Here is a 25481-nt window from a genome sequence, read left to right on the forward strand (position 1 = left end):
CTCGTGGCCCGGGTAGCCGCCGTGGACGCGGCGGCGACGGCCGGTTCCGCTGGAGGACGACCGCGTCCGGCTGGCGGGAATTGCGGGACCGTCCCGCAGTGAGAAACTCGGGCGGCGCGAAAAACGGCCCGATATGGGCCGCCCGAATGACTTCGATACCGAAATATCGGCTATCCCGCCGCCGCGACGTAAGGCACGCGGCTCGCTCCCCCGGTGACTTCTTTGATGAAATCCCCGAGATATCGAATGGCCCGCCTCCCTTCCGGCAATACGTCGGCGGCCAGCGGGAAGTCGTGGATTTGGCCGTCCCACAGGTGAAGGTCGCAGCGAACTCCGCTGAATTGCAACCGTTCCGCCATGAGCTCGGCGTCGGGAAGCAACAATTCGTCGGAGCTGGCGTGGATGGTTACCGGCGGCAATGCGGAAAGGTCCGCGTCAACCGGCGACTCGACGCGACGCGCGGACGTCCCCCTGCCCTGCGGAACGCGCACCTCGCCGAGGTACCGGGCGAACATCGACAACGCCCCGCGGGTGAACATCGAGCACCTGCGGGCATATGCGGTGCCGCAGCTTTCGGGTCGGGTCCGCGTCGGTGAACGGCGAGATCGCCGCGACGCCGGCCGGCCTGAGCATGCCGGTCCGGATGGCGGCGAGGGTGGTCATGAACGCGAGGTATCCCCCGGCCGAGTCCCCGGTCACCACCACCCGGTCCCCGTCATAGCCGCGGTCCCGCAGCCAGCGGAGCCCGCACATTCCGTCTTCGATCGCGTCGGCGATCTGATGCGACGGCAGCTTTCGGTATCCGACGGTCAGCACCGCGGCGTCCGCCGCCTTCGACAGGTGGGTCACCAGGGATCGGTGCGTGTTGAGGCCGCAGGTCAGGAACGCACCGCCGTGGAGGTAGAGAATCGCCCGCTGCGACGAGACGCCCGGCGCGCGAACCCATTCGGCGGCGCAGCCGTCAAGGCGCACCGGTTCGATGCTCGCCGCGGACGGGAAATTCCGCAGCAAACCCGCAAAGTCGTCGACGTATCCCAGGGGCCAATGCAAATTCGGCTGAATGGCCCAGGCGCGCACGATGTTCTTGACGATAAGCCGACTGGCCAACGACACCGCAAAAGATTGCGGACTGTGCCGATGGTGCACCCGCCGGTTGATTGCGTGGCTTGGCAATATGCGGCGTCGATCTGGCTTCGTCAGCATTTGTATTCGTCTTCCGTGGAGCTGAACCGGGTACCCGGCCCAAATCGGGAAAAACGCGCGCTGAATCCCCGGCAAATGTCGGCTTCCTCACTGTTTGGTGCGCGGGGAAGGTGGGTAACTGCGCCGGCGCCGACCCGGGTGGCCCAAGATATGAGCCATGGAAGAGGCAGTTCAGTCCGCCGCGCTGCTGGCCGGCAAGGTCGCGGTCGTGACCGGCGGTGGCGGTGGTATCGGCGCGGCAACCGCGCTCCTGTTCGCCCAGCACGGCGCCCGGGTGGTTATCGCCGACATCGACGCCGCCCGCGCCGAACGCGTCGTCGACCAGATCGCGGCTTCGGGAGGCTCGGGCCTGGCGGCCGTGACCGATGTCCGGGACGAGACGCAGGTCAGCGCCTTGGCGCGGACGGTGCTGGATCGCTACGGCCGGGTGGACGTGCTGGTGAACAACGTGGGGCACTGGCTGCGTCACCCGGGCAATTTCGTCGACACCGACGCGCAACTGTGGGACGACCTGTACCGCATCAACCTGCACCACGTTTTCCTCGTCACGCACGCGTTCCTGCCCGCGATGATCGAGCAGCGGGCCGGCGCCATCGTCAACGTCTCGTCGGTCGAGGGGTTGCGCGGCTACCCCGAGGATCCGGTCTATGCGGCCTTCAAGGCCGCCGTCATCCACTTCACCCGCAGCCTGGCGGTGCAGGTGGGCCGCGACGGGGTGCGGGTCAACGCGATCGGCCCCGACGTCACCGAATCGCTGCAGGTGCCCTACTCGCAGTGGCTCTCCGCGGACGAGCAGACTCAGTGGCCGCGGTGGGTGCCGGTCGGGCGGATGGGGTTGCCGGAGGACCAGGCCCGCGTCATCCTTTTCCTCGCCTCGGAGCTGTCGGCATTCGTCACCGGCCACACCATCCCGACCGACGGCGGCACCGGCGCGGCGGGCGGCTGGTTCCGCTCGTCGCGCCGGGCCGGCCGGGAATGGACGAATCGTCCCGTAGCGCCATGATTGCTAGGCGTAACCCAGCGCGGCGTTCTCGGCGCGGATGCGCACCGCGAGCACCAGGGCGTTCGCCGCACTGAACACGATCGCGGTCAGCCACGCCGAATGAACAAGCGGCAGCGCGGCGACCTCCGCCGTGACCGCGGTGTAGTTGGGGTGACGGACCCATCGGTACAGCCCATCGGAGACCAGCGGCGCGCCCGGGAGCACGATGAGTCGCGGATTCCAGCGTTTGCCGAGCACCGCGACACACCGCCAGCGGACCACGGTGCTGAGCACCACGACGCCGAGCATCGGCCATCCCAGCAAGGGGATGAACGGGCGGCCCATGGTCCACACCTCCACGATGCACGAAACCAGAAGCAGCGTATGCATGCTGACCATCGCGGGATAGTGGTCGCGGCCGAACTCCTTGCCCCCGTGGGCGAACGACCACTTGGCGTTTCGCTGGGCGACCGCCAGCTCGACGAGCCGCTCGGCTCCGATCGCGAGGATGAACAGGTAGTAGTACATGGTTTACCCCCTCACCACTGCAGGAGCAGCAACTCGAAGCTGAAGCCCGGACCCATCGCGAGCATCACCCCGAGGGATCCCGGCGGCGGCGGTTCGGCCACCGTCCGGCGCAGCACGTCGAGCACCGACGCCGACGAGATATTTCCGTTCTCCCGCATCGATTCTCGGCTGTGCGCCACCGATTCCGGCGGCAGACCCAGCGCGTCCTCGATCGAATCGAGCACCTTCGGGCCGCCGGGATGGCAGACCCACGTCGAGACATCCGCAATGGACAGATCATGGTCGCCCAGGAAGCCGTCGACCTCCGCGCGCAGATAGTCGTCGGCCATCTTCGGGACGTCCCGCGACATCACCAGCTGGAAGCCGCTGGAGCTGACATTCCAGCCCATGACATCGACGGTCTCGGGAATCACGCGACTGCGCGTGGCCAGGACCCGCGGGCCCCGACGCGCGTTGCGGCCCGGCCTGATTCGATCGGCGCCGACGGCGACCACCGCGGCCGCACCGTCGCCGAACAGCGACACACCGATCAGGGCCGGGATCGAGGTGTCGTCGCGTTGCAGCGTGAGCGAACACAGCTCCACCGACAGCAGCACGGCCACATCCCCCGGGTAGCCGCGCAGGTAGTCGTGCACCCGCGCCATGCCGGCCGCGCCCGCGACACAGCCGAGTCCGAATAGCGGCAGGCGCTTGATGTTGGGCCGCAACCCGACGCGTGACATCAACCGCGCGTCGATGGTCGGCACCGCGATCCCCGTGCTGGAGACCATCACGATGGCGTCCACCTCGTCGGGTTGAATCTCCGCCGCGGCCAGCGCCTTTCGTATGGCCCGCTCCCCCAGGTCGACGGCGACCTCGAGGTAGGCGTCGTTCGCCTCGGTGAATCCGCTCAGCCGCGGGTAACGCGACAGCGGCAGCGCGAGGCTGCGATGGTCGACCCCCGTGGTCTGCGCGAAACGCATGAAACCCGGCTCCGAGAACTCGGTGAGCTCGCGCGCCACCTCTTCCTGGTCGTAGCGGTTCGGCGTGAAGGCCACCGCGGTTCCCGCGATGCGCGGGGCCCCTCGCCCGTGAGCGGCGGCATGGTTCGCCGATGTGGAATACGTTGTTGCAGTCATACCCACCCGACGACTATGGAGCCGTCGAAGGTTCATCAGATGCTATGAAAGGTGAACCACATTACATCTCGGCCCCGGTGTGAAATCGCCGGCCGAAATGAACCGCGCGAGAAAGGATACGCCGAAGGGCCGCTCGGCAGCTGCGTTCGCTGCCGCGAAAACAGTTGGTGGCCCGGCGTTTCAGCGCCGAGTGCTTTCCGCGGCGAGGGCATCGATCAGTCGGTTCATCACGGCACCCGCGTCGCGGCGGGCCTGATCGTGTCCCTCCGCGCGAGCAATGTAGAGCGTCGCCTCCCGCATCGCGCCCAACATGGTCAACGCGGTCGCCTCGACGGGCTGGGGCGGAATGCGGCCGCTCTCAATGGCGCCGCTGAGCAGTTCCCGCACCAGGCCGATGTTGTAACGGTTGCCGATCTCGCTCCACCGTGACGAGCCCAAGACGCCAGGGGCGTCGACCAACACGATCCGTTGCACCTCCTGATCCGAGCATGCGTCGAGCCAGAAGCCCACACCGAGCCGCATCACTTCCAGTGGATCGGTTTGTCCCGAGGCCGCGATCGCGTCGCCCATCCGCGCGGCCAGCTCTCCCTCCACGCGCTCGAACACCGCCGCGAACAACTCGGTCTTGTCGGCGAAATGGTGGTACAGCGCGCCCCGCGTCACGCCCGCCGCGCGCACGATCGTCTCCAAGGCCACCTCACTGAATCCGTGCTCGGCGAACAGCGGCCGTGCCGCCGCGATCAGGGCCTCGCGGGTTTCGGCGGCGCGTTCGGCTTGGGTTCGGCGGGTGGCGTTCATAGGCCTTGCCTCTCGTACATACCGTATGTATGTTAGTACATACGGTATGTATGTTTCGTTGGATCGTATCTCAGGAGTTCTCGATGCCCATCATCGACCTGCCCCACGGGGCGGTTCAGTACCGACTCGCCGGACCGGCTGACAGTTCGCGTGCACCCGTCGTGTTCCTGCACGGGCTGATGGTCAACTACGAGGTTTGGAGTCGGGTAGCCGACGACCTCGCCGCACGCGGCATACGCTCCTACGCGCTCGACCTTCCCCTGGGGTCACACTCCATAGCGCTCAGACCCGATGCGGATCTACGTCCACGTGGGGTGGCGCGGCTGGTCATCGCCTTCCTGGAAGAGCTCGGGCTCACCGACGTCACGCTGGTGGGAAACGACACCGGAACTGCCCTGTGCCAGTTCGTGATCGACATTGACGACAGCCGGATAGCTCAACTCGTGCTGACCGACGGCGACGCGTTCGATCAGTTCCCGCCCGCTTCGTTGATGCCGGTCTTCAGACTGGGCCGACGAGCCGCGGGCATTTATGCGCTGATGTCGCTCATGCGGCCCGCCTGGATTCGTCAACGCGTGCAGGGCCAGAACGTGTCCAAACCCCTGGATCCGGCCCTGACTCGCCGCTGGGTCACGCCCGCCCTGGCCGATCGCGGCATACGGCGTGACGCCGCCAAGTTCCTGCGTGGCGTCGACCCGGACGAGTTGGTAGAGGTGTCGACCCGGTTTGGGCGATTCGCCAAACCGGTCGTGGTGCTCTGGGGCGACGCGGACCGGTTCTTCCCCATCCAACTTGCCCATCGGTTGTGCGACGCGTTCCCCGACGCACGACTCGTTGAGATCACCGGCGCTCGCACCCTGTTCCCGCTGGACAACCCGCAACAGGTGGCGATCGAAATCCAAGCGGCGTTAAGCAGTCGGCCAATAGCGAACGGAGAGTTGTGATGTCGAATCGTCCGGGATCGCCCGGCCCGCAGGAGTTTCTACGATGGAGCGCTGTCGCCTTGGCGATCGGGTTCGGGACGCACGCCGTGGATCACGTCCGACGTGGGATGTCGGCTGCGACCATGCTGGTGATGATCGGTGGGGGCGCGGAGGCGTTGTCGATCGCGATCGCCGTGTTCATGGTGTTGGCACGCCGGCGGTGGGCGCCGCAGGCGGCGATCACCGTGGGGTTCGGCACGGCCTTGGCATCAACCTACGGACACCTGCTGCCGACATTTCTGCCGGGGCTGCAGGACAGCTTCGTCTCGCCGCCACACACGGGCGTGACGTGGTATTCGTGGCTCAGTCTCGCCGCGGCAATGAGTATGGGGATTGTCTTCGGATTCGCCGGTATCCGGGCGGCGCGGCAGCAACGCACCGCCGCGACGCTGAGTTAGCTTCCGGGGACCGACAGGGTGGCCTGTTGTTCCGACTGCTGAATCTGCAGCTGTTGCTGCAGTTGGGCTTCGTCGTCGTCGCCATCGGTGGCGAAGCCGCGGTCCGCCAAGTTCATCGACGCACCAACGATTTTCGCGTCATCGGGCTGCGCCGCATAGAACAACGCCAGCGTCGCGACCGTAGCGACCCCGGCGAAAAGCGTTTGAACGAACACCATCTGCCTGTTGGCCGCGATCCCGCAATGCTGCGGGATCGCGTTAGCAGCACGCTGGATCGTTGTTAGCGATCAGCTGTGAAATCGCGCCAAGCTCACACCGTTTGCGCGGGCCGAAACCGGGCTTGATCGTCGATGATCGTCACCGGGATGCCGTTGAGGGCGCCGTTGCCGGACGGCTCGTCGAGGAACGTCGGCGGGGACAGCACGTTGGTGTTGGCGCCCGGCGAACCGTTGGCCACCGACATGCGGGTGCCCGGCTTGCCATGCCCCCAGCCGTGGGGCATCGACACCACCCCGGGCTTGATCGCGTCGGTGACCTCGACGGGCACTTTGATCTCGCCGGCCGCTGACTTCACCGTGACGACATCGCCGTCGGCGACGCCGCAGCGGGCCGCGTCGTCGGGATGGATCAGCAGCGTGCACCGGTCCCTGCCCTTCATCAGCGCGGGCACGTTGTGCATCCAGGTGTTGTTCGATCGCAGGTGCCGGCGGCTGACGAGGACCAGCGGCTCGGCCGGGCGCTCCATGCGCGCCGCGAGGCGCGGCAGGTCATCGAGCAGGTATTGCGGGGCGAGGTGGATTTTTTTGTCGAGGGTGCCCAGGATGTCGGGAAGCTGCGGCACCATCGGCCCGAAGTCGATTCCGTTCGGATTCGCCTTGAGCATGTCCAGGGTGAGCCCGCCCGGGTTCTTGCCGTACTGGTCCCCGAAGGGCCCGGTTCGCAGCGTCAGGTCGAGCATCCGCTCCGGGCCGCCGTGATCGTAGAGCTTGCGGATCTCCGCGCCGTCAACCCCGTGCGTGAAGGCAAGGTAGTCGAAGAATCCGTCGTCGATCGCGGCGACGTCGACGTCCTCGGCCGGCGTCCCGGTGCACAGGCCGGTCAGCCGGATCAGGATCTCCCATTCGTGCGGGCGATCGCCCGGATCGAATACGGGTGCCGAGTAGTTGGCGATGCTGTGGATCGCGAAAAGCAGGATCAGGTCGTCGTGGTGCGGCTGCTCGAGCGGGGACAGCCCGGGCAGGATCACGTCCGCGTGCCGCGTCGTCTCGTTGAGCCAAAGGTCAACGGAGATCATCGCTTCCAGCATCGGCAGCACCTCGTCGAGCTTGTCGCCGCCGGGCGTCGACAACACGGGGTTGCCGGCGACGGTGATCAGCGCCTTGAGCTGACCTTCGCCGGGTGTGGCGATCTCTTCGGCCATGCACGACACCGGGGCCTGCCCGAGAACCTCCTTCGCGCCACGCACCCGCGTGTGCCATCGGCCGAACTCCGGGAGGCCGCCCTCCAGGCCGGGCAGTGGCTGCGTGGTGATCGACCAGGCCGCCGGCCTGGGGAACATCGCGCCGCCCGGGGTATCGAAGTGGCCGGTCAGAATGTTGATCACGTCGACCAGCCAGCTGGCCAGGCTGCCAAACTCCTGATTGCACAACCCGATTCGCCCGTACACCACCGATCGCTTGGTGCCGGCGAGTTCGCGGGCCAGCCGCCGGATCCGGTCTTCGCCGATCCCGGTGACCGCGCTCACCCGCTCCGGCGGCCACTGGGCGGCGACCCGGCGCATCGTGTCGAGGCCGTCGACGTGCGGTCCCGCATTGACCAGGCCCTCGTCGAACAGGGTGTGCGCCACGGCCAGCAACAGCGCCGCGTCGGTGCCCGGGACGATCGGGAGCCACTCGTCGGCCTGGGCCGCGGTCTGGGTGCGCACCGGGTCGATCACGATCACCTTGCCGCGCTTGCGAATCCCGGCGATCAGGCCCATCACGTCGGGCGCGGCCAGCAGCGACCCCTGCGACGCGGCGGGGTTGGCGCCCATGATCACCATTAGGTCGGTGCGCTCGATGTCCGGCACGGGGAAGTTCCACCACAGGCCGTACATCAGATGCGACGAGAGGTTCTTGGGCCACTGGTCGACGGTGCCCGGCGAATACGTGACCGGCATCCCGGACATGCCCATCAGCACTCCGGCATACCGGGCCAGCGAAAACGAGTGCGCCAGCGGGTTACCGGTATAGGCGGTGACCGCGCCGATCCCGTACTTCTCGATCACCGGCGTCAGCAGCTCGGAGCACCGCCGAAACGCCGCGTCCCAGCTGACCTCGTGCCACTGCCCGTCGAACTTGACCATCGGGCGGCGGATGCGGTCCGGGTCCTCGTGCACCGCGGCCAGCGACACCCCCTTCGGGCACAGGTGCCCGCGGCTCCAGACGTCGTCGCGGTTGCCGCGGATGCTGGCGACTTTGCCGCCCTCCACCTGAATTTCCAAGCCGCACATGGCTTCACACAGTGGGCAGGTGCGCAGATGCCTGCCGTCATCGCCGGTCGTCACCCACCCACTGTATTCCGCTACCACAGGTAGCGGAAGTACCATCTTGCAGAAGGCGAACGAGAGGAACACAGGTGCAAATCAGCGTGAATTGCTTCCTCGGCGACGACCCGGAAGGGTCGCTGGTCGACGACTACGTATCGGAACTCGCGCAGCTGCGTGACGAGGGATTCCGCCGCGCCTGGGTGGCTCAAATGCCCTGGCAGGCTGACGTTTTGGCGGTGCTTGCGATCGCGTTCCGCGAGGTGGACACGATCGAGGTGGCGACCGGCGTGCTGCCCATTCAGAACCAGCACCCCATGCTGATGGCCCAGCGCGCCCTCACCCTCAGCTTGATCTCCGGTGGCCGATTCGTCCTCGGGCTGGGCATGACCCATCGCATGGTCACCGAGGGAATGTGGGGGATCCCGTGGGACAAGCCGGTGCGCAGGCTCGGCGAATACCTCGACGGCCTGCTGCCCTTGCTGGATGGGAAGGACGCCAACGCCACGGGCGAGACGGTGACCACCCGCGGGGCGGTGCGCGTTCCCGGCGCCCCAACGCCACCGGTGTACATCGCGGCCCTGGGTCCGCAACTGCTGCGGCTGACGGGGCGGCGCTGCGCGGGGACGGAGACGTGGATGACCGGGCCCAAGACCCTCGCCGAACACGTCGGGCCCACGCTTCGCCGCGCGGCCACCGAGGCCGGTCGTCCGGAGGGCGCGGTGCGGGTGGCGGCCTCGCTTCCGATCGCGGTCACCGACGAGGTCGAGAGGCTGCGCGCACAGGCCGCCGAGCAGTTCGCGCTCTACGGGCAACTGCCGTCCTACCGGGCAATGCTCGATCGCGAGGGCTACCGCGACCCCCAGGATGCGGCCATCATCGGCGACGAGACGGTCGTCACCGCACGCCTCGACGAGCTGCGCGCGGCCGGGGTCGACGAGTTCGTCGCCTATGCATTCGACACATCCGAAGAGGGCCGGGCCCGGACCCGCAGCCTGCTGCGGGGGTACGCCGACTAGTCGGCCGTCGGCGTTGGGTGTGAATTGTGGGCCTTGCGTGTGAATCCTGGGTGGGAAGATCGCGCGATTCCCGCCACTTGTACACGCTGAAAGCCCTGGATTCACGCGCCGGCAGGCACCGACTACTTCAGGACGTCCAGGGGCCGATACCGCCGACCTTGTCGATGCGGATGCGCGTGAGGAATCCCGGTGGCGCGCCCTCCGGCGGGAAATTCATGTTCGGATCGCCCAGGACGGGGTTGAGCTCCGTCAGGAGCTCGGGCGCCCCGCCCTCGACGATTCGTGCGGTCCCCGCGACGGACAGGTAGGGCCGCATGCCCTGGCCGGCCTTGTCCAGCGCCAGGATCGTGACGGCCACGCGGGGATCGTTGCGGACGTTGCGCACCTTCTTGTGTTCGGCGAGGTGCGCGGTGACCAGTTCGTCCCCGTCGGGCGTCGACTGCAGCGCGACCCAGACCACGCTCACCTGGGGGCTGCCGTCGGGATTGATGGTGACCAGGGTGGCGTCGGCACCCTTGCCGATGAGATCGCGCGCGGCGTCGTTGAGTTTCATGCGTGCTTATACCGTCGTGCGGGGCGATTCATTCCCAATACATATCGGGCAAGAATGGCATTTGAATCTGGCCAGTTGGCTGTACAAGCGCCTGACGCGGCTCCTAGCGTCGTTCACGACATGACCGATCACCAGGAGCCCACCGGCATCGAGCACCTCCGCGGCGAATTACTCGATCGCATGGATGCGCAGCATTTCGACGACTGGTCCCCCGCCCTCTTGCGCGCCCTCATCGCCGTCTTCGACCTGAACGGGGTCACCCCGGCAGCCCAGCGTGGCTTCCGGCCTTATCTCGTGAGGTAAAGGCCCTCCCGCGGTTGCACTTTCGCGGATTAGGCTCACGGCGGTGGAGATGTGGGAATTGGTCGCCCGTGAGCGCATTCGGGACACGCTCGCGCGGTACAACTGGTCGGGCGACGCCGGCCGCCTCGACGGTCTCGCGGAGACGTTCTGCGTCGACGGCGTCCTCGAGATACGCGGCCTGCATCCGCTGCGCGGGCGAGCCGCGATCGTTTCGTTCCTCGGCGGCGTCACGCGCAACGTCGCCCACGACGTCGACATCAAGCCCGTCGTCCGGCACAACGTCGCCAACGTGCTCTTCACCGGGCTCACACCCGACGAGGCGCGGGTCTCGTCGTACTTCACCGTGGTCACCCAGATCGGGCTCGACCATTTCGGCCGCTATCGCGACGTCCTGGTGCCCGAGGGCGGCACCTGGCTGATCAAACATCGCAAGGTGTCAACCGACTGGGCGGCCCCGGATTCGACCATGGCCCGCTGACCCGGGGGCGGTCAGATGAATCTTGATGGCGATTTCGTTAAATGTATCGCCCAGATGTTTGCCACATGCCGCCCAACGGCTACAGATTAGGGATCACATCATAGAGATTGCGGTCTGCTCTGATGCTGTGTGTCGTCGGGGTCCGGGGTTGACCGCCGGTCATATGACCAGGGGTCACGACCGTGTGAATGAGATGGGCGGGGAATGCAACGACTTAGTGGGCTGGACGCGTTCTTTTTGTACCTGGAATCACCGACGCAGCCATTGAATGTTTGCTGCGTCTTGGAGCTCAGCCCGGAAACGAAACCCGGGGGGTACACATTCGAGGGGTTCCGGAGGGCGCTGTCGACACGCGTCGACGCGGTGCCCGAATTCCGCCTCAAGCTGGCCGACAGCCAACTGAACCTCGACCATCCGGTCTGGGTCGACGACGATCGCTTCGACCTGTCTCGCCACCTGCACCACGTGGCGCTTCCCTCGCCCGGCGGACCGAAGGAGTTAGCGGAGATCTGCGGGCACGTCGCGGGTCTGGCGCTCGATCGCGACCGCCCGCTGTGGGAAATGTGGGTGATCGAGGGCCTGCACGGCACCGAGGCACTCTCGGTCGTCCTCAAGGCCCACCACGCGGTCGTCGACGGGGTCGGCGGCGCCAACCTGCTGGCCCAGCTGTGCAGCACCGTGGCCGACGCGCCGCCGCCCAACCCGGCGGAGCGCGCCGGCGCCGCGAGTCCCCTGCAGATCGCCGCGTCGGGGCTGATAGGAGCCGCGTTGCGACCGTGGCGGCTGGCCAAGGTGGTACCGGCGACCGTGCTGACGCTCGGGCAAACCATCCTGCGCGCGCGCGGCGGTGGGCCCACCATGGCCGCCCCGTTCGCCGCGCCGCCGACGCCGTTCAACGGCCCGTTCAGCCGGCGCCGCAACGTCGCGCTGACCACCGTGGACCTCGACGACGTCAAGACGGTCAAGAACCGGTTCGGCGTGACGATCAACGACGTGGTGACGGCCCTGTGCGCGGGGGCGCTGCGGCAGTTCATGTCGGACCGCGGCGAGCTGCCGGACAGCCCGATGGTGGCCAGCGTGCCGGTGTCGGTGCGGGGCAGGTCCGACCGGCCGGGCCGAAACCAGACCACGTGGATGCTGTGCCGGCTCGAAACCCACATCGGCGACCCGGCCCAGCGACTGGTCAGCATCGCTGAAGGCAATGCCTGCGCGAAGGACCACGCCGCCGCGATGGGCCCGACCCTGCTGCAGGACTGGACGCAGGTGGCCGGGCAGACCATGTTCGGCGCCGCGATGAAGCTGCTGCCGCGAATACCGTTGCCCGAGAAGCCGCCGCACAACCTGGTGATGTCCAATGTGCCGGGTCCGCAGGAGCAGCTGTATTTCCTGGGTTGCCGGGTCGACGCCATGTATCCGCTCGGGCCGATCATCGCGGGCGGCGGGCTCAACGTGACCGTCATGTCGCTCAACGGCCGGCTGGGTATCGGCATCATTTCCTGCCCCGACCTCGTGCCGGACCTGTGGACGCTCGCCGACGCGTTTCCCGCGGCGCTCAAGGAATTGCTGGATTGCGCCCCGCCCGGTGCGGGCTAGCGTTCGGCGCGGCTGTGTCTCAGGCCGGCGCCGAGGCGCCGATCGTCAACACGGCGAGCCGGCACCCGTCCGGGCCCGCGCGCCAGGCGTGGTCGACGCCGGTGATGACCGCGCTGTCCCCGACGGCCAACGGGTGCGCGCCGTCGTCGAGGATCAGGTCCACCGAGCCCGCGAGGACGACGTCGAAATCGATGGTGTCGGTGTGGTGCATGGCGAACTCGGCGCCCGGGGCGTACTCGATCATCGTCCAGCGCAGCGCGCCGGGCGCGACCACCAGGTCGAGGAGGTCGGCGGCTCGCCCGCCCGCCGCGATGGACGGCAGGGACGGCGCCGCGTACAGCACCGAATAGAGCAGGCCGCCGCGACCGGCGTCCCCGTGCAGCGTGACGGGTTCGTCCCGCGCCGCGCACGACCGCCCGGACGCGTCGACGCCGGTCATCAGCAAGCGGCCTGACATGGCCCCAGACTCTAGATGACCGATCGGCGGGACATCGCTCCCGCCGGCCGGGGCGGCATGGCAGGGTGACACCCGTGGCCAACACTTCTGAACTCGTTGAACGAGACCTGCGCGAAATCGGAACTCCGAAGGGCGCATTGCGCTACTACGACTGCGGCCCGGATTCCGCGCCGGCGCTGCTGTTCCTGCACGGCTCGGGTCCCGGGGTCACCGGCTGGCGTAACTTTCGCGGGATATTGCCGACGTTCGCCGAACAGTACCGTTGCCTGGTCCTGGAGTTCCCCGGATTCGGCGTCAGCGACGACTTCGGCGGCCACCCGATGGTCATGGCGTTCGGCACCGTCGGGCCCTTCCTCGACGCGCTCGGTATCGAAAAGGCGCACATCGTCGGCAACTCGATGGGTGGCGGCGTCGGCATCAACTTCGCGATCCAGAATCCCGGCCGCGTCGACCGGCTGGTGACCATCGGCGGCATCGGCACCAACATCTTCAGCCCCAGCCCCAGTGAGGGCATCCGGCTGTTGCAGGAGTTCGTCGAGGACCCGACGCGCCAGCGGCTGGTCGACTGGCTGAAGTCGATGGTGTACGAGCAGTCCCTGGTGACCGACGAGCTGATCGAGGAACGCTGGGCGCTCGCAACCGATCCCGTGGCCCTGGACGCCGCCCGCCGGATGTACGGCAAGGCCGCGTTCGCCGCGATGAACGCCGGGATGGCCACCTCGGACCGGCCGATGCCGTGGGCGGTGATGCACAAGCTGGCGGCGCCGACGCTGCTGACGTGGGGCCGCGACGACCGGGTGAGCCCGCTCGACATGGCGCTCCTCCCGATGCGCACCATCCCGAACGCCGAACTGCACATCTTCCCGAACTCGGGGCACTGGGCCATGATCGAGGCCAGGCAGGCGTTCGAAAGTACGGTGCTGGCTTTTCTGGCTCGCTAGACAGATCCCGCGACGCCCTTCAGCAACAGCGCATGCGCGTCCGGATTACCGTCGAGGACTCGGCTGGTGCGGGTAGTGATCTGCCAGCCGTCTTCGGCCCGTCGCAACACGAAATGATGGGCGGTTGCGCGCCATACGCGATACGCCCCCTTTTCGATGCCCTCGCGGATGAGCACCAGGGATTCGCATACCGCCACCGCCTCGTCGCCGTCGAGCGTGACGACGCAAGGCCCGAGGAAGTGGCTGCAGCCCCTGGCCACCAGCTTCTGGTGGGCCTCCGAGGCGATCATGGCACGCACGTCCGCCCGGCTCTCCATGCGCAAGCCGTCGACGTCATAGACGCCGTCGATCGCCCACAGCCGCGCGGCGGCGTCCGGGTCCCCGGCGTCCACCGCCGGACCGTACGAGGCGATCAGCCGGGCGATGTCGCGTTCGTCTTCGAGTCGGCGCAGCCGCGCGGACAGCTTGTCGATCTCATTCATGGTCGTCCTCCTCATCGCCTGACGCCCACACGTTAGGACGGACGGCATGAGCATCAAAGACTGACCGGCTTCAATCAGCAGCAGGCGTAACCACAACGGCGCATTGGGGTTTGCTAAATCGATGAATCAGGCGGACCGAACACTTTGATCGGCGCCCCCCTAACAGCTGCAATCACTTTTTACATGTTTTTTACGCGCACCCTCTCAAGTTGCTGGGCACTTGACCCCGGGGTAGGTTGGTCGGGTTTGCAGCCGCGACCAACGTCGATCAGCGGCCTCGTCTCGCGAATAACCGCGAAGCAACCATTCGTCTGGTGTTTGAAAGGGGTTGCGCGTGCGACAGATTTCGCCGCTGCGGGTCATCTCGACGGGGCTCGGGGCCGCCGCGGGACTTGGCGACGCGGCCGCCAAGTTGGCCGCCGCCGGCCTTGATGTCGTCGCGCTGCCCGTCCGCGTGGGCGCAAAGGCGCTCTCGGGTGTGGTTTCCCGCTCCACGCTGAGCCGGCGGTGTGGGCGCGGCGACGGCCGCCTGTGGATCGAGGTGCGCGGCGTCGACGGTATGAGCGGGGAGCCGCGTGGCCACGCCGTCGTTGCTGCGCTGCAGGCCCAGCCCGGCGTCACGCGGGTCAGCCTGAACCGTCCGTTGTCGCGAGCGGTTGTCGAGATCGACGACGACGCGGCGTCGCTCGACCACCTCTGCTCTGTGCTCGATGACCTCGAAAAGGATTACGGGGCAAGCGACTCAACCCGGCGTGGCAGCCTGCCCGGCGACGGGCTGCTGTTGCTCACCCGCGGCGCGATGGTCGCCGTGAACGCCGCCGGGTTCGCGGTCGCGGTCGCCGGCCGGGCGTTGCGGTTGCCGGCTGCCCCGATCGCCGTCGAGGCCGTGTCGGCGATCGCGAATCACCAACCGTGGCTGCGGCGTGCGCTCGAGAGCGGGATCGGCCCCGGCGCCACGGACACTGCATTGTCGGTGTTCGGCACCGGCGCGCATGTCGTCACGTTGTCACCGGCGAAGCTGTCCGTCGACCTGGCGATGCAAGGTTTCAAGGCCGCGGAGTCCCGGGCCGCCGCGCGGGCATGGGCCCGCTACGAGCCGGAATTGGCCCGGCATGCCGACGAATCGGAACTGCACCACTTGCCGCGCGCGGTTCCCGCCCCAGAGGGCTCGATCGAACGCCATGGGAAGCGCGTGGCGTGGGCGCAGCTGATCGGTGTCGGCCTGACGGGGGCGCTCACGCGCAACGTCACCATGGCGTCGAACGCCGCGCTGGCGACTTCGCCGAAGGCGATGCGCACCACGCACGAGGCGTTCGCCACCACCCTCGGGCGCGGCCTGGCCGACCGGCACGCGGTGCTACCGCTGCGGCCGGAAAGCCTGCGACGGCTCGACAAGGTCGACGCGGTGCTGATCGATCCACGCGTGCTGTGCGGCGATCAGATGCGGGTGGTTCGCGTCCGCGACGCCCGCGACGGTGACCTGCAGGAGGTCTGGACCCGCGCACAAGAGCTGCTCGATGACGACCCGGCCCCGGGCTGGCACCGCATTCCCGTGCGCGCCACCGACGAAGCCGAAGGCGGCGACGCCGTCGAGGCGCTCATCGCCCCGGCGCCCCACCCGCTCGCGTCGGCTCTGATCACCCGGGCGCGCGACTCCGGTACGCGCCTGGTGTCCGTTGACACCGACCTGCTCGGTGACCTGCGTCCCGCGTTCGACGACGTCCAACCGGCCGGCGACGGCGACATCGACCGCGCGCTCGCCGACGCGGTGTCCGCGCTGCAACGGGACGGGCACACCGTCGCGGTGTTGTCATCCTTTGGCGCGCAGGCCCTTTCGGGCGCCGACGTGGCGCTGGGGATCAGGCAGGACACGGATGCTCCACCGCCCTGGAACGCGGACCTGATGCTCGACGACCTGGCCGGAGCGTGGCGGGTGCTGCATGCGCTACCGGCGGCCAGGAGGGCGAGCCAGCAGGGCATCGCCATCTCGGTGGGCGCCTCGGCGCTGGGCGCGCTGTTCATGGTGCCCGGGGTGCGCAGGTTGCGCGGGCCGGGCCCGGTGACCATCGGCGCCGTCGCGGGTCTGCTGTCGGGATACCTGTTGGCGCTCGGCACGATTCGCACGCCGGTTCCCCGGCCGGTGCCGGCATTCGAGTGGCACGCGATGTCGCCGGAGCGGGTCCGCGAGGTGCTGGCGGCGCTCCGTGACCCCGACGAGCCCCCTGCCACAACGGTTTCCGACCAGGACGGCGCTCGGTTCCCCGCCGCGGCGTGGGAGTTCGCCAGGGCCGCGGTCGCCGAGCTGACCGGTGACCCGTTGACGCCAATCCTCGGATTGTGTTCGGCGGCCACCGCGGTGCTGGGGTCGCCGACCGACGCGGTACTGGTCGGCACCGTGCTGACCGGGAACGCGTTGCTGTCGACGGCCCAACAGCTTCGGGCCGAGAACCGGCTGAACCGCCTGCTCGCTCAGCAGACCCCGCCGGCCCGCGTGCTGACCCAGGGGCCCGACGCCCCACGCGGCTACCGAGAAGTCGTCATCGAGCAGCTGCGGCCCGGCGACGTGATCGAGGTACGCAGCGACGAGGTGGTGCCCGCCGACGCCCGGGTGATCGAGGCGCACGACCTCGAGGTCGACGAATCGTCGCTGACCGGTGAATCCCTGTCGGTCCAGAAGCAGGTCGAGGCCACGCCTGGGGCCGAGCTCGCCGAGCGCCGCTGCATGATCTACGCCGGCACCACCGTGGTGGCCGGCACCGCGGTCGCGCTGGTTACCGCCGTCGGGGCCGACACCCAGAGCCGTCGCGCGGCCGAGCTGGCGTCCGGTGAACTGCCGACCGTCGGCCTGCACCATCAACTCAGCCAGCTGATGAGCCGCGCCTTCCCGTTCAGCGCGGGCGGCGGCATCGTGGTCGGTGCCCTCGGCCTGCTGCGCGCCGGTGGCCTGCGCCAAGCCCTCGGCAGCGCCATCGCCGTCGCCGTGGCGGCCATCCCCGAGGGCATGCCGCTGATGGCCACCCTCGCCCAATCCGCGTCGGCCCAGCGGCTGGGCGAATCCGGGGCGCTCGTGCGGGTGCCGCGCGCCGCCGAGGCGCTTGGCCGCGTCGAGGTGGTCTGCTTCGACAAGACTGGAACGCTGAGCGAGAACCGCCTCCGCGTCGCCGAGGTGCACCCGGTGGCGGGCCATTCCCGCGACGACGTCCTGTGGTGCGCCGCCCAGGCCGCACCGGCGGACGACGGCAATCCCCACGTCCACGCCACTGACGAAGCCATCATCAAGGCGGCGGACGTGGTGGCGGGCTCCGGCCCCCGACCCGATCCCGACGCGCACCTGCCGTTCCGCTCCGGCAGGGCCTTCTCGGCTTCGGTGACGGGTACGCAGCTGACCGTCAAGGGCGCGCCGGAAGTGATCTTGGCGGCGTGCGGGGAAGTCGGCGCGGAGGTGGATGACGCGGTCGCCGCCCTGACGACCGCGGGACTGCGGACCATCGCGGTGGCCCAACGCCGCCTGAGCGCGGCGCAGGCGCGAGCGCTGCGGAAAGACCCCGACAACATCACCGGACTGTGCAAGATGGGCTTGACGCTGACCGGGTTCCTGGGCCTCTCGGACACCCCGCGCCCCCAGGCGCCACAGCTGCTGGCGGACCTGGCCGCCCGCGGCGTGGCCATCCGGCTGATCACTGGCGACCATCCCGTCACCGCCACTGCGATCGCCCGCGAACTGGGGGTGCCGGTGAGCGCGGACCAGGTGATCACCGGGTCCGAATGGAACGGGTTGTCTCGGCAGGATCAGCAGCGCGCGGTGTCCGAGCGGGTGATCTTCGCCCGGATGTCGCCGGAGAACAAGGTGCAGGTCGTCCAGACGCTCGAACGCGCGGGGCGGGTGTGCGCCATGGTGGGCGACGGCGCCAACGACGCCGCCGCGATCCGGGCGGCGAGCGTCGGCGTCGGTGTGGTGGCGCGCGGCAGCGACTCCGCCCATACCACCGCCGACCTGGTCCTGACCGAAGGCCGGATCGAGACGCTGGTGGCCGCCATCGACGAGGGGCGCCGGCTGTGGCGCGGGGTCCAGGCGGCCGTGGCCGGCCTGCTCGGCGGCAACGCTGGCGAGGTGATCTTCTCGGTCATCGGCACGGCGCTCACCGGGACCTCGCCGCTGAACACCCGGCAGTTGCTGCTGATCAACATGCTCACCGACGCGTTGCCCGCGACCGCGGTCGCCGTCAGCACTCCGGCGGGGCCGGTGCAACGGGTGGGGCACGGCATCGACGAGCGCGCGCTCATGCGAACCGTGGCGGCACGGGGGGCGCTCACCGCCACCGCCGCCTCGACGGCCTGGGTGATGGCCTCCGTGACCGGGCTGCCGCAGCGGGCCTCCACCGTCGCATTGATCTCGTTGGTCGCCGTCGAGCTGGGCCAGACCGTGGTCGATTCACACGCGCCTCTGGTGCTGCTCACCGCCGCCGGCTCCTTCGCCGCGTTCACGGCGATGATCACCACCCCGGGGATCAGCCAACTCCTCGGCTGCACGCCGGTCGGCCCGGTGGGCTGGGCGCAGGGGCTGGGCACCGCCACGGCCGCCGTCCTCGCCGTCGCCGCCACCAACCGGTTGCGGTCGGGCCGTCGGGACGAACAGTCACCACGCACCGATGACCCGGAACTCGACGAGCCCGCCACGTCCGCCCCACCACCAGCGCAGCACAGCGGATCCCGGGCGCCGCATACCGCGGTCTTGATGGCTCCCGCGAAGGCCGCGCGCGCACTGAAATTGGTGGACCGACAGCGGCATCGGATCCCCGCGGAGACTGTCACCGATCGCCCGTGATGCCCTCAGTCACGGGCGTCGCGCGGGTTTATGAATACGCCTTGCGCACCGAGGGTGATTCCTTGGCTATCGGTGATCTGCCCCTTGCTCGCGGTTGTAATGCGCGGTATTGGGCGTCCCGCGAAATGGCGGCCTCGCGCGTCTACTGGCGTTGCGGCGCGAGCCGTTTCAATGCGAGCCCGCCTTCAAAGGGCCGGTAGCCGAAGGCGGCCGGGGCGTGATAGCCGGTCTTCTCCAGGGGCGTGTGCACTTCGGCCACCGTCGGGCCGATTTCGGCTGCGATCGGCGCCAGGCCGTCGAGGTCGAATCCATACAGCCGACCGGCGTTCTCGGAGAGAATTTTCCGGCATTCGTCTTCGGATCGGTCGTGCAGGGCCCACCGGATGGCCAGCTTCGAATGCGGAGCGAAGCCCTCCTCGTGGGGGTAGTCGCTACCCCAAAGTATGTGGTCAGCGCCCATGAAGTCGATCATGCCCGACTCGAAGGGCGTCAATTCGCTGGCGAGGTAGCAATTCCGCTGAACGTACTGCGTTGGTGTCAGGGTTAGCCCATCGACGGAGGACCCGCCGAACATGCCGTAGGTGCGGTTACCGGCTTCCGTCTTCAGCGTCGGCACCATCGCATCCAGGGTCATCAGCTGCTGTTGCACCCAGAGGGTCCCCTGCTCCGTAGGCACGAAACGCAGCTCGGGATGGCGTTCGAATACTCCGGCCAATATCAGATGCCCGAGGGTGCGCTGGGCCCACAGCGCCATCTCCGTGATGAGCACCGCATTCGACGCCGGCTGATCCATCGGCATCGCGGGACTTCCCGGACCCCCGTGCTGCACGATCGTCAGATCGAGTTGGCTGCACAATTCCCAGATGGGCTCGTAGCGGGTGTGAAATAGCGGAGCGACGTTGGGGTCGCCGGGCGAGACCGCGGGCAACAGCACTCCACCAAAGCAATCTTTCTGGTGCCCCCACCGTATTTCGTCCAATGCGGCTTCCACGTCGTTGGGGAAGATCTGAATCAGCCCTCGTCGCCGCGCGGGCGCGAGAGAACAGAAGTCAACTTGCCAACGGTTGTGCGCCTGTACACCCGCCCATCGACGTTCGAAGTCTTCTCGAGTCTGTGGCAGCGAAATGGTGATGTTGGGAGATGTCGGGAAGAACGGCGGAACGGTGTTCGGAAGCAACAGCTCCGCCGCCACTCCGTCGTCATTCATCTCGGAAATTCGCAACTCGTCGTCCCAATTGCGCTTCGCGGTGGCGATGATCAGATCGTCAAATGGGCTCGCGTAGGTCTTGGCCCAGGCATCGAAGTCGTCATGGAACGCCTGAGGTAGATAAGGCTTGTAATCGTAGAGGTCGGCCCCGGCGTGGGTATCCGCGGAAATGACGGTGTAGCGGGAAAGAGTCTCAGGCGCGGCCATGAATTCATCTCCTCGACGGGAATGTGACTGATCGTAATAGTCCCCCCAGCCGATAGCTATCGAACGCTAGACGTCTCGTTCAGCGGGAGCCGGCCTTGGCCTCCACCAAGCGGTGTGACCGCCCATCAAGGTCCTTGTCCCACAATGGCTCCACGCTGTCATCGCGGGGTGATGAACACCCCCTCGGCGGTGACGGTCGTTCCCTCGCCGTCGGCGATGTGGCCCACCGCGAAGGTCTTTGCGCCATCGATGCGATCAACGCGCGCTCTCGCACGTAGGAGACCCAACGGCGTTCCCCGCAGATAACGCAGGGTGAGCGTGCCGGTATACGCCGGACGTCCTGGCCGGTGCGCGGTTGCGCCGAGGACGTGGTCAAGAATCAGCGCGCACACGCCGCCGTGAAGGTGACCGGGCGGACCCTCGTAAGCGGCACCGAGGGTGACCTCAGTCCACACTTCGCCTTCATCGTCGCGGTGTATCACCAGGGGCGGCGCGACGGGATTGCGTACCCCGATCGCGACGTTGCCTGAGGCCATGGATTGTCCGTCGGCGGCTTCGCGCAGACCGAATGAGCCCGGCATCAGGGCTGCGCTCAACTCTCCCACCGCGCAGTCGATGTGGGCTTTGGCCGCCGCTAAAGCTGCGGCGTCCACCTCGGTACGGATGGTCGCATCGATGAGCCGGCGTACTGATCCGGTCAGCGACTCGTACCCCACCGGCGTGCCGTCGACCTTGTCATGAGCCACCACTGGCCACCCCTTTAATCAGCCCGGTCTGCCGCGAACGCGCGTCATCTGCCGGCTTCACCATCGGACAACCCCTCACATCGGCCCCGCGCCCAGCACCGGTGCCGCCGCGCCCTTCAGCCCGGCGTTCGTCCTCGAGACGGCGAAGCCGTGCCGCGAGGTCGTCGATATCTGTCATGACCCGATTCCTTCCTCATCCTTCGCCAGGTCCCGCAGGGCTGATACGTGGTCGATGTAATGCGCCGCCGAGTGTGCGCGCACCGAGCATTTCACCGCCGTGGCCCCGCCATGCTTTCACCTATCGTTGAGTGGCTCCGGCGTCCACAGGCAAGGTCACCGAGGTGATGTAGCGCGCCTCGTCGGACGCCAAGAACAACGCGGCGTTCGCCACGTCGATCGGATCGACCCACGGAACGGGAAGCATGTTCATGTTCCGTGCCGCCTCGGCGAACTCGGCACGAGTCGGCGGCCGGTCCAAGTCGGGACGAAAGGCGCTGCGCACCGCGTCGTTCTGGATCAGCGGGGTGTCGACGTTGGTGGGGTGCACGCAGTTCACCCGAACATTATGCGGCGCAAGCTCTTTGGCCATGCTTTGCATCAGGCCTACCACGCCGTGCTTGGCCGCCGTGTAGTGCGCTACACCGACGAGACCGCGCAACCCGGCAATGGAATTGGTGAGGATCATCGCGCCGGCGCCGCGCGCAATCAGGTGCGGCGCACCGGCCCGGCACGTGTGCCACACACCGGTGAGGTTGACGTCCAGCATGGTGCGCCAGGCCTTTTCGTCCAGCTCGAGCGCCATGCCGCGCGACGTGATTCCGGCGGTCGCGCACACCGCGTCCAATCCGCCGAACCGCTGCACGCCGCGGTCGGTGGCGGCTTGGACACCCGCGAGGTCCCGCACGTCGACCGTCTCGGTGTGCACCCGCTGACCGATCTGCGAGACCATCGCAGCCGTCTCGTCGAGGTCGGCGATCGTGCTGTGCGGGACCACCACGGTGTCGATCGGCCCGCACACATCGAGCGCCACGATGTCGGCGCCCTCCTGCGCGAAGCGCACCGCCTGGGCGCGCCCGATCCCCCGCGCCGCCCCGGTGATCAGCGCGACCTTACCTTCCAGACGCTTGTTCATGCGGTGCTAGAACTCGACGTGGACGTGGTCACCGAGCGGGCGAGCCTGGCAGCAAAGGATCAAGCCTTCGGCACGGTCCTGGGGTCCGAGAACGTCGCCACCGACCATGTCCACCTCCCCCGACACCAGGGTGGCCACGCACGAGCCGCAGTGGCCCTCGCGGCACGAATGTGGCACGTCGATCCGCGCGTCGAGCATCGTATCCACGAGGGATTTGTCACGCGGCCACAGCAGCCGATGGACCTCGCCGTCCAAGTCGACCTCGACGGTGGCGGCCAACGCGTCGGTGTGCACGGCGATGTCACGCCTTGCGACTTCTGGCATATCGCAATTCTTACGAGGCGGCCGGCCGCGGCGACGGCTGGATTCCGATGGCCGGGAAGCCGCTGTCCCGGCGTCCGGTCACCGGGACGCAGCCCCTGCCTGCGCCCACCACGGCCTACCGTAGGCACTTGTGAGCGTTGGCAGTGATCGGCGGGTAGCCCCGGAAGTAGATGCCGTTGTCGTCGGTGCGGGCTTCGCGGGCCTCTACGCGGCGCACAAGCTGCGGTCGGACGGGCTGAGCGTCCGGGTGTTCGAGAGCGGACCCGACGTCGGCGGTACCTGGTACTTCAACCGATATCCGGGTGCCCGATGCGACGTTGAGAGCGTGGACTATTGCTATTCGTTTTCGGACGAACTGCAGCAGGAATGGGACTGGTCGGAGAAGTACGCAACCCAGGCCGAAATCCTGGCTTACATCAACTGGGTCGCCGACCGACTGGACCTGCGCCGCCACGTAACCTTGAACGCGCGTGTGACGTCGGCGGTGTTCGACGAGCAGAGCATGCGCTGGACGGTAACCGCCGACGGTGGCGAGCAGGTCGATACGCGGTTCTGCGTAATGGCAACCGGTCCCCTGTCGGCGGCGTTGACTCCCCCATTCCCCGGATTGGAAAGCTTCGCCGGGGAGGTCTACCACACCGCATCGTGGCCGCACGAGCCGGTGGACTTCACCGGCAAGCGGGTAGCGGTCATCGGCACCGGATCGTCTGGGATCCAGTCGATTCCGATCATCGCCGAGGCCGCGTCCCAGCTGTATGTCTTCCAGCGCACGCCGAATTACAGTGTGCCGGCCGGCAACCGGCCGCTCACCGATGCTGACCGCGCCGAGGTGAAGGCCAATTACGCGCAACGGCGACGGGCGTCATGGCGCAGTTCCGGCGGTTCGCCCCACGTGGCGCATCCCAAGCTCACGATGGAGGCCACTCCGGAGGAACGCCGCGCGGCATTCGAGAAGCGCTGGGATCTTGGCGGGGTGCTTTTCTCAAAGACCTTCGCGGACCAGATGATCGACCAGGCCGCCAACGACGAGGCGCGCAAGTTCTACGAAGAGAAGGTCCGCGCCGTCATCGAAGACCCGTCCGTGGCCGAATTGCTCATCCCCAACGACCACCCGATCGGCACCAAGCGAATCTGCACCGACACCAACTACTTTCAAACGTTCAACCGGCCCAACGTGAAGCTGGTCAGCGTGCGCAACACACCGATCGAGTCGATCACCCCGACCGGGATCGACACCACCGACGCCCACTACGACGTCGACATCATCGTGTTCGCGACCGGCTTCGACGCGATGACCGGTGCGCTGGCCAAGATCGACGTCGTTGGCCGGGGCGGCCGGCGGCTCCGAGACCATTGGCGCGACGGACCTCGTACCTACCTCGGCTTGGGCATCGACGGGTTCCCCAACCTCTTCGTGGTGTGTGGCCCGGGCGCTCCCGCGGTCCTGGCCAACATGGTGCTGCACGCCGAGGCGCACGTGAACTGGATCGCCGACTGCATCGCCTACCTCGACGCCCACGGCTACGCCGCGATCGAGGCGACCCCGGACGCGGTCGATGACTGGGTCGCCGAGTTGGCGCGCCGGGCCGACGCCAGCTTGTTCACCAAGGCCAACTCCTGGTATCTCGGTGCGAACGTGCCCGGGAAGCCGCGCGTGTTCATGCTCTTCATCGGCGGGTTCGGGGTCTATCTCGACATCTGCGCCGAGGTCGCCGAGGCAGGCTACAAGGGGTTCTCGCTGGTCAAGGAATCTTGATGTCGGGCCTGCGCGGTCGCGTGGCCTTGGTGACCGGGGCCGCCCGGGGCAGCGGACGTTGCCACTGTGAGCGCTTGGCCGAGGGCGGCGCCGACGTCATCGCGCTGGATGTGCCCGAGGCGGCCGGCGACCTCGAACAGACGGCCGCCGCCGTCGCCGCGCGTGGGGTGCGCGCCGTGACCGGTCTGGCCGACGTCGGCGACTTCGGCGCCGTGGCGGCCGCGGTCGATGCCGCCGTCGCCGAACTCGGTCGCATCGACGTCGTCGTCGCGAATGCGGGGATTCATCCGGCGGGCGCCCCGGCCTGGGAGATCAGCCCCGAAAGCTGGCAACAGGTGCTGGATGTCAACCTCACGGGTGTCTGGCACACCGTCAAGGCCAGTGCGCCCCACATCGGCGAGCGGGGCGGATCCGTCGTCATCGTCAGTTCCACCAACGGTATTCGGGGCACCGCGAACACCGCCGCCTACACGGCCAGCAAGCACGCCGTGGTAGGACTGGCACGCACGCTCGCCAACGAGTTGGGACCCCGAGGTATTCGCGTCAACACCGTTCACCCCGGCGCGGTCGCGACCGCGATGGTGCTCAACGAAGCCACGTTTCGACGGCTGCGGCCCGACTTGGACAATCCGTCGGCGGAGGACGCCGCCGAGGTGCTGAAAGCTCGCCACCTGCTACCGGTGCCGTGGATCGAGCCCGTCGATGTCAGCAACGCCGTCGTGTTCTTGGCCTCCGACGAAGCGCGCTACATCACCGGGACACAGATCGTGATCGACGCCGGACTACTCGCGAAAGTGTAGGAGCGCCGGTTGGGCCCGAAGTGCGTATGTAGGCACTTCGTTGACAACACCCCCCATGCCGAGTTATGACCCAATTTCGTCCGCTGATCGGGATCAGCGGCGAGTCGGCGCCTGGACTGCGGTA

24 protein-coding genes and 1 pseudogene are annotated in these 25481 nt (G+C 67.8%); 12 read left to right on the forward strand and 13 right to left on the reverse strand.

Going from position 1 to position 25481, the window contains the following annotated elements:
- Positions 1 to 170: 170 nt before the first annotated feature.
- A pseudogene (locus tag AC5Y2S_RS25160) lies at positions 171 to 1203 on the reverse strand (alpha/beta hydrolase).
- A gap of 157 nt (positions 1204 to 1360) precedes the next feature.
- On the opposite strand from AC5Y2S_RS25160, the gene AC5Y2S_RS25165 reads away from it, so the two are divergent.
- Positions 1361 to 2206 carry an SDR family NAD(P)-dependent oxidoreductase gene (locus AC5Y2S_RS25165; RefSeq protein ID WP_499959089.1) on the forward strand — a complete coding sequence of 282 codons (846 nt, stop codon included), beginning with the start codon at positions 1361 to 1363 and terminating at the stop codon, positions 2204 to 2206.
- Positions 2207 to 2209: 3 nt separating this feature from the next.
- On the opposite strand, the gene AC5Y2S_RS25170 is transcribed toward AC5Y2S_RS25165, so the two are convergent.
- The 3 genes from AC5Y2S_RS25170 to AC5Y2S_RS25180 form a co-directional block, all read right to left on the reverse strand.
- Positions 2210 to 2713, reverse strand: a complete 504-nt coding sequence (locus AC5Y2S_RS25170; protein ID WP_499959090.1) for an isoprenylcysteine carboxyl methyltransferase family protein — start codon at positions 2711 to 2713, stop codon at positions 2210 to 2212.
- An 11-nt stretch (positions 2714 to 2724) separates the two neighbouring features.
- The gene (locus AC5Y2S_RS25175) at positions 2725 to 3831 is read right to left on the reverse strand and encodes a type III polyketide synthase (protein ID WP_499959239.1); all 1107 of its coding nucleotides are present in this window, start codon (positions 3829 to 3831) and stop codon (positions 2725 to 2727) included.
- Between the two features lie 180 nt (positions 3832 to 4011).
- Positions 4012 to 4629: a TetR/AcrR family transcriptional regulator gene (locus AC5Y2S_RS25180; protein WP_499959091.1), complete on the reverse strand. Its 618-nt coding sequence runs from the start codon at positions 4627 to 4629 to the stop codon at positions 4012 to 4014.
- Between the two features lie 83 nt (positions 4630 to 4712).
- On the opposite strand from AC5Y2S_RS25180, the gene AC5Y2S_RS25185 reads away from it, so the two are divergent.
- The 3 genes from AC5Y2S_RS25185 (at position 4713) to AC5Y2S_RS25195 (ending at position 6294) form a co-directional block, all read left to right on the forward strand.
- Positions 4713 to 5573: an alpha/beta fold hydrolase gene (locus AC5Y2S_RS25185; RefSeq protein WP_499959092.1), complete on the forward strand. Its 861-nt coding sequence runs from the start codon at positions 4713 to 4715 to the stop codon at positions 5571 to 5573.
- A gap of 122 nt (positions 5574 to 5695) precedes the next feature.
- Positions 5696 to 6010, forward strand: a complete 315-nt coding sequence (locus AC5Y2S_RS25190; RefSeq protein ID WP_499959094.1) for a hypothetical protein — start codon at positions 5696 to 5698, stop codon at positions 6008 to 6010.
- 26 nt (positions 6011 to 6036) lie between these two features.
- Positions 6037 to 6294 (forward strand): hypothetical protein, encoded by a 258-nt coding sequence (locus tag AC5Y2S_RS25195; protein WP_499959095.1) that lies wholly within the window; start codon positions 6037 to 6039, stop codon positions 6292 to 6294.
- Between the two features lie 26 nt (positions 6295 to 6320).
- Here the strand turns inward: AC5Y2S_RS25195 and AC5Y2S_RS25200 are convergent, their stop codons facing one another.
- Positions 6321 to 8555: a molybdopterin oxidoreductase family protein gene (locus AC5Y2S_RS25200; RefSeq protein ID WP_499959097.1), complete on the reverse strand. Its 2235-nt coding sequence runs from the start codon at positions 8553 to 8555 to the stop codon at positions 6321 to 6323.
- A gap of 83 nt (positions 8556 to 8638) precedes the next feature.
- On the opposite strand from AC5Y2S_RS25200, the gene AC5Y2S_RS25205 reads away from it, so the two are divergent.
- The gene (locus AC5Y2S_RS25205; RefSeq protein WP_499959240.1) at positions 8639 to 9553 is read left to right on the forward strand and encodes a TIGR03564 family F420-dependent LLM class oxidoreductase; all 915 of its coding nucleotides are present in this window, start codon (positions 8639 to 8641) and stop codon (positions 9551 to 9553) included.
- A gap of 127 nt (positions 9554 to 9680) precedes the next feature.
- On the opposite strand, the gene AC5Y2S_RS25210 is transcribed toward AC5Y2S_RS25205, so the two are convergent.
- Positions 9681 to 10106, reverse strand: coding sequence for a PPOX class F420-dependent oxidoreductase (locus AC5Y2S_RS25210; protein ID WP_499959099.1), 426 nt, complete (start codon positions 10104 to 10106; stop codon positions 9681 to 9683).
- Between the two features lie 120 nt (positions 10107 to 10226).
- Between AC5Y2S_RS25210 and AC5Y2S_RS25215 the strand changes: the two genes are divergently transcribed.
- The 3 genes from AC5Y2S_RS25215 to AC5Y2S_RS25225 all read left to right on the forward strand — a co-directional run bounded on the left by AC5Y2S_RS25215 (position 10227) and on the right by AC5Y2S_RS25225 (position 12480).
- The gene (locus tag AC5Y2S_RS25215) at positions 10227 to 10409 is read left to right on the forward strand and encodes a hypothetical protein (protein WP_499906640.1); all 183 of its coding nucleotides are present in this window, start codon (positions 10227 to 10229) and stop codon (positions 10407 to 10409) included.
- 43 nt (positions 10410 to 10452) lie between these two features.
- The gene (locus tag AC5Y2S_RS25220; protein ID WP_499959101.1) at positions 10453 to 10887 is read left to right on the forward strand and encodes a nuclear transport factor 2 family protein; all 435 of its coding nucleotides are present in this window, start codon (positions 10453 to 10455) and stop codon (positions 10885 to 10887) included.
- 204 nt (positions 10888 to 11091) lie between these two features.
- Positions 11092 to 12480 carry a WS/DGAT/MGAT family O-acyltransferase gene (locus tag AC5Y2S_RS25225; protein WP_499959102.1) on the forward strand — a complete coding sequence of 463 codons (1389 nt, stop codon included), beginning with the start codon at positions 11092 to 11094 and terminating at the stop codon, positions 12478 to 12480.
- 19 nt (positions 12481 to 12499) lie between these two features.
- Here AC5Y2S_RS25225 and AC5Y2S_RS25230 read toward each other — a convergent pair whose 3' ends face one another.
- Positions 12500 to 12937 (reverse strand): cupin domain-containing protein, encoded by a 438-nt coding sequence (locus AC5Y2S_RS25230; RefSeq protein WP_499959104.1) that lies wholly within the window; start codon positions 12935 to 12937, stop codon positions 12500 to 12502.
- A gap of 74 nt (positions 12938 to 13011) precedes the next feature.
- Here AC5Y2S_RS25230 and AC5Y2S_RS25235 point away from each other — a divergent pair, with 74 nt between their 5' ends.
- Positions 13012 to 13878 (forward strand): alpha/beta fold hydrolase, encoded by an 867-nt coding sequence (locus tag AC5Y2S_RS25235; RefSeq protein WP_499959106.1) that lies wholly within the window; start codon positions 13012 to 13014, stop codon positions 13876 to 13878.
- Here AC5Y2S_RS25235 and AC5Y2S_RS25240 read toward each other — a convergent pair.
- On the reverse strand, positions 13875 to 14360 hold the full coding sequence (locus AC5Y2S_RS25240; protein WP_499959108.1) for a nuclear transport factor 2 family protein: 486 nt from the start codon (positions 14358 to 14360) through the stop codon (positions 13875 to 13877). The two genes, AC5Y2S_RS25235 and AC5Y2S_RS25240, sit on opposite strands and share 4 nt — an antisense overlap.
- Positions 14361 to 14694: 334 nt before the next feature.
- Here AC5Y2S_RS25240 and AC5Y2S_RS25245 point away from each other — a divergent pair, with 334 nt between their 5' ends.
- Positions 14695 to 19185, forward strand: a complete 4491-nt coding sequence (locus AC5Y2S_RS25245) for an HAD-IC family P-type ATPase (RefSeq protein WP_499959110.1) — start codon at positions 14695 to 14697, stop codon at positions 19183 to 19185.
- A 142-nt stretch (positions 19186 to 19327) separates the two neighbouring features.
- Here the strand turns inward: AC5Y2S_RS25245 and AC5Y2S_RS25250 are convergent, their stop codons facing one another.
- From AC5Y2S_RS25250 to AC5Y2S_RS25270, 5 genes are all read right to left on the reverse strand, one after another.
- Entirely contained in the window at positions 19328 to 20599 is a 1272-nt protein-coding gene (locus AC5Y2S_RS25250) for an amidohydrolase family protein (RefSeq protein WP_499959111.1), read from the reverse strand.
- A 158-nt stretch (positions 20600 to 20757) separates the two neighbouring features.
- A complete protein-coding gene (locus AC5Y2S_RS25255; protein WP_499959113.1) occupies positions 20758 to 21348 on the reverse strand; it encodes a PaaI family thioesterase in 591 nt (196 codons plus the stop codon).
- Positions 21335 to 21523 carry a hypothetical protein gene (locus AC5Y2S_RS25260; protein WP_499959114.1) on the reverse strand — a complete coding sequence of 63 codons (189 nt, stop codon included), beginning with the start codon at positions 21521 to 21523 and terminating at the stop codon, positions 21335 to 21337. The genes AC5Y2S_RS25255 and AC5Y2S_RS25260 overlap by 14 nt, the downstream gene beginning before the upstream one ends.
- A 120-nt stretch (positions 21524 to 21643) precedes the next feature.
- Positions 21644 to 22477 carry a mycofactocin-coupled SDR family oxidoreductase gene (locus tag AC5Y2S_RS25265; protein ID WP_499959116.1) on the reverse strand — a complete coding sequence of 278 codons (834 nt, stop codon included), beginning with the start codon at positions 22475 to 22477 and terminating at the stop codon, positions 21644 to 21646.
- A gap of 6 nt (positions 22478 to 22483) precedes the next feature.
- Positions 22484 to 22801 carry a 2Fe-2S iron-sulfur cluster-binding protein gene (locus AC5Y2S_RS25270; protein ID WP_499959117.1) on the reverse strand — a complete coding sequence of 106 codons (318 nt, stop codon included), beginning with the start codon at positions 22799 to 22801 and terminating at the stop codon, positions 22484 to 22486.
- Between the two features lie 130 nt (positions 22802 to 22931).
- Here AC5Y2S_RS25270 and AC5Y2S_RS25275 point away from each other — a divergent pair, with 130 nt between their 5' ends.
- Both AC5Y2S_RS25275 and AC5Y2S_RS25280 read left to right on the forward strand, forming a co-directional pair.
- The gene (locus AC5Y2S_RS25275) at positions 22932 to 24557 is read left to right on the forward strand and encodes a flavin-containing monooxygenase (protein ID WP_499959119.1); all 1626 of its coding nucleotides are present in this window, start codon (positions 22932 to 22934) and stop codon (positions 24555 to 24557) included.
- Entirely contained in the window at positions 24557 to 25357 is an 801-nt protein-coding gene (locus AC5Y2S_RS25280) for a mycofactocin-coupled SDR family oxidoreductase (RefSeq protein ID WP_499959120.1), read from the forward strand. Before AC5Y2S_RS25275 ends, AC5Y2S_RS25280 begins: the two co-directional genes overlap by 1 nt.
- Positions 25358 to 25481 lie beyond the last annotated feature (124 nt).

This window comes from Mycobacterium sp. NGS69 (genome assembly GCF_059812165.1).

What these genes read in the sequence shown, in the direction of transcription:
- AC5Y2S_RS25165 (WP_499959089.1), top strand. Translation starts at nt 1,361, where the DNA reads ATGGAAGAGGCAGTTCAGTCCGCCGCGCTGCTGGCCGGCAAGGTCGCG.
- AC5Y2S_RS25170 (WP_499959090.1), bottom strand. Translation starts at nt 2,713, where the DNA reads ATGTACTACTACCTGTTCATCCTCGCGATCGGAGCCGAGCGGCTCGTC.
- AC5Y2S_RS25175 (WP_499959239.1), bottom strand. Translation starts at nt 3,831, where the DNA reads ATGACTGCAACAACGTATTCCACATCGGCGAACCATGCCGCCGCTCAC.
- AC5Y2S_RS25180 (WP_499959091.1), bottom strand. Translation starts at nt 4,629, where the DNA reads ATGAACGCCACCCGCCGAACCCAAGCCGAACGCGCCGCCGAAACCCGC.
- AC5Y2S_RS25185 (WP_499959092.1), top strand. Translation starts at nt 4,713, where the DNA reads ATGCCCATCATCGACCTGCCCCACGGGGCGGTTCAGTACCGACTCGCC.
- AC5Y2S_RS25190 (WP_499959094.1), top strand. Translation starts at nt 5,696, where the DNA reads ATGCTGGTGATGATCGGTGGGGGCGCGGAGGCGTTGTCGATCGCGATC.
- AC5Y2S_RS25210 (WP_499959099.1), bottom strand. Translation starts at nt 10,106, where the DNA reads ATGAAACTCAACGACGCCGCGCGCGATCTCATCGGCAAGGGTGCCGAC.
- AC5Y2S_RS25215 (WP_499906640.1), top strand. Translation starts at nt 10,227, where the DNA reads ATGACCGATCACCAGGAGCCCACCGGCATCGAGCACCTCCGCGGCGAA.
- AC5Y2S_RS25225 (WP_499959102.1), top strand. Translation starts at nt 11,092, where the DNA reads ATGCAACGACTTAGTGGGCTGGACGCGTTCTTTTTGTACCTGGAATCA.
- AC5Y2S_RS25230 (WP_499959104.1), bottom strand. Translation starts at nt 12,937, where the DNA reads ATGTCAGGCCGCTTGCTGATGACCGGCGTCGACGCGTCCGGGCGGTCG.
- AC5Y2S_RS25240 (WP_499959108.1), bottom strand. Translation starts at nt 14,360, where the DNA reads ATGAATGAGATCGACAAGCTGTCCGCGCGGCTGCGCCGACTCGAAGAC.
- AC5Y2S_RS25250 (WP_499959111.1), bottom strand. Translation starts at nt 20,599, where the DNA reads ATGGCCGCGCCTGAGACTCTTTCCCGCTACACCGTCATTTCCGCGGAT.
- AC5Y2S_RS25260 (WP_499959114.1), bottom strand. Translation starts at nt 21,523, where the DNA reads ATGACAGATATCGACGACCTCGCGGCACGGCTTCGCCGTCTCGAGGAC.
- AC5Y2S_RS25265 (WP_499959116.1), bottom strand. Translation starts at nt 22,477, where the DNA reads ATGAACAAGCGTCTGGAAGGTAAGGTCGCGCTGATCACCGGGGCGGCG.
- AC5Y2S_RS25270 (WP_499959117.1), bottom strand. Translation starts at nt 22,801, where the DNA reads ATGCCAGAAGTCGCAAGGCGTGACATCGCCGTGCACACCGACGCGTTG.
- AC5Y2S_RS25280 (WP_499959120.1), top strand. Translation starts at nt 24,557, where the DNA reads ATGTCGGGCCTGCGCGGTCGCGTGGCCTTGGTGACCGGGGCCGCCCGG.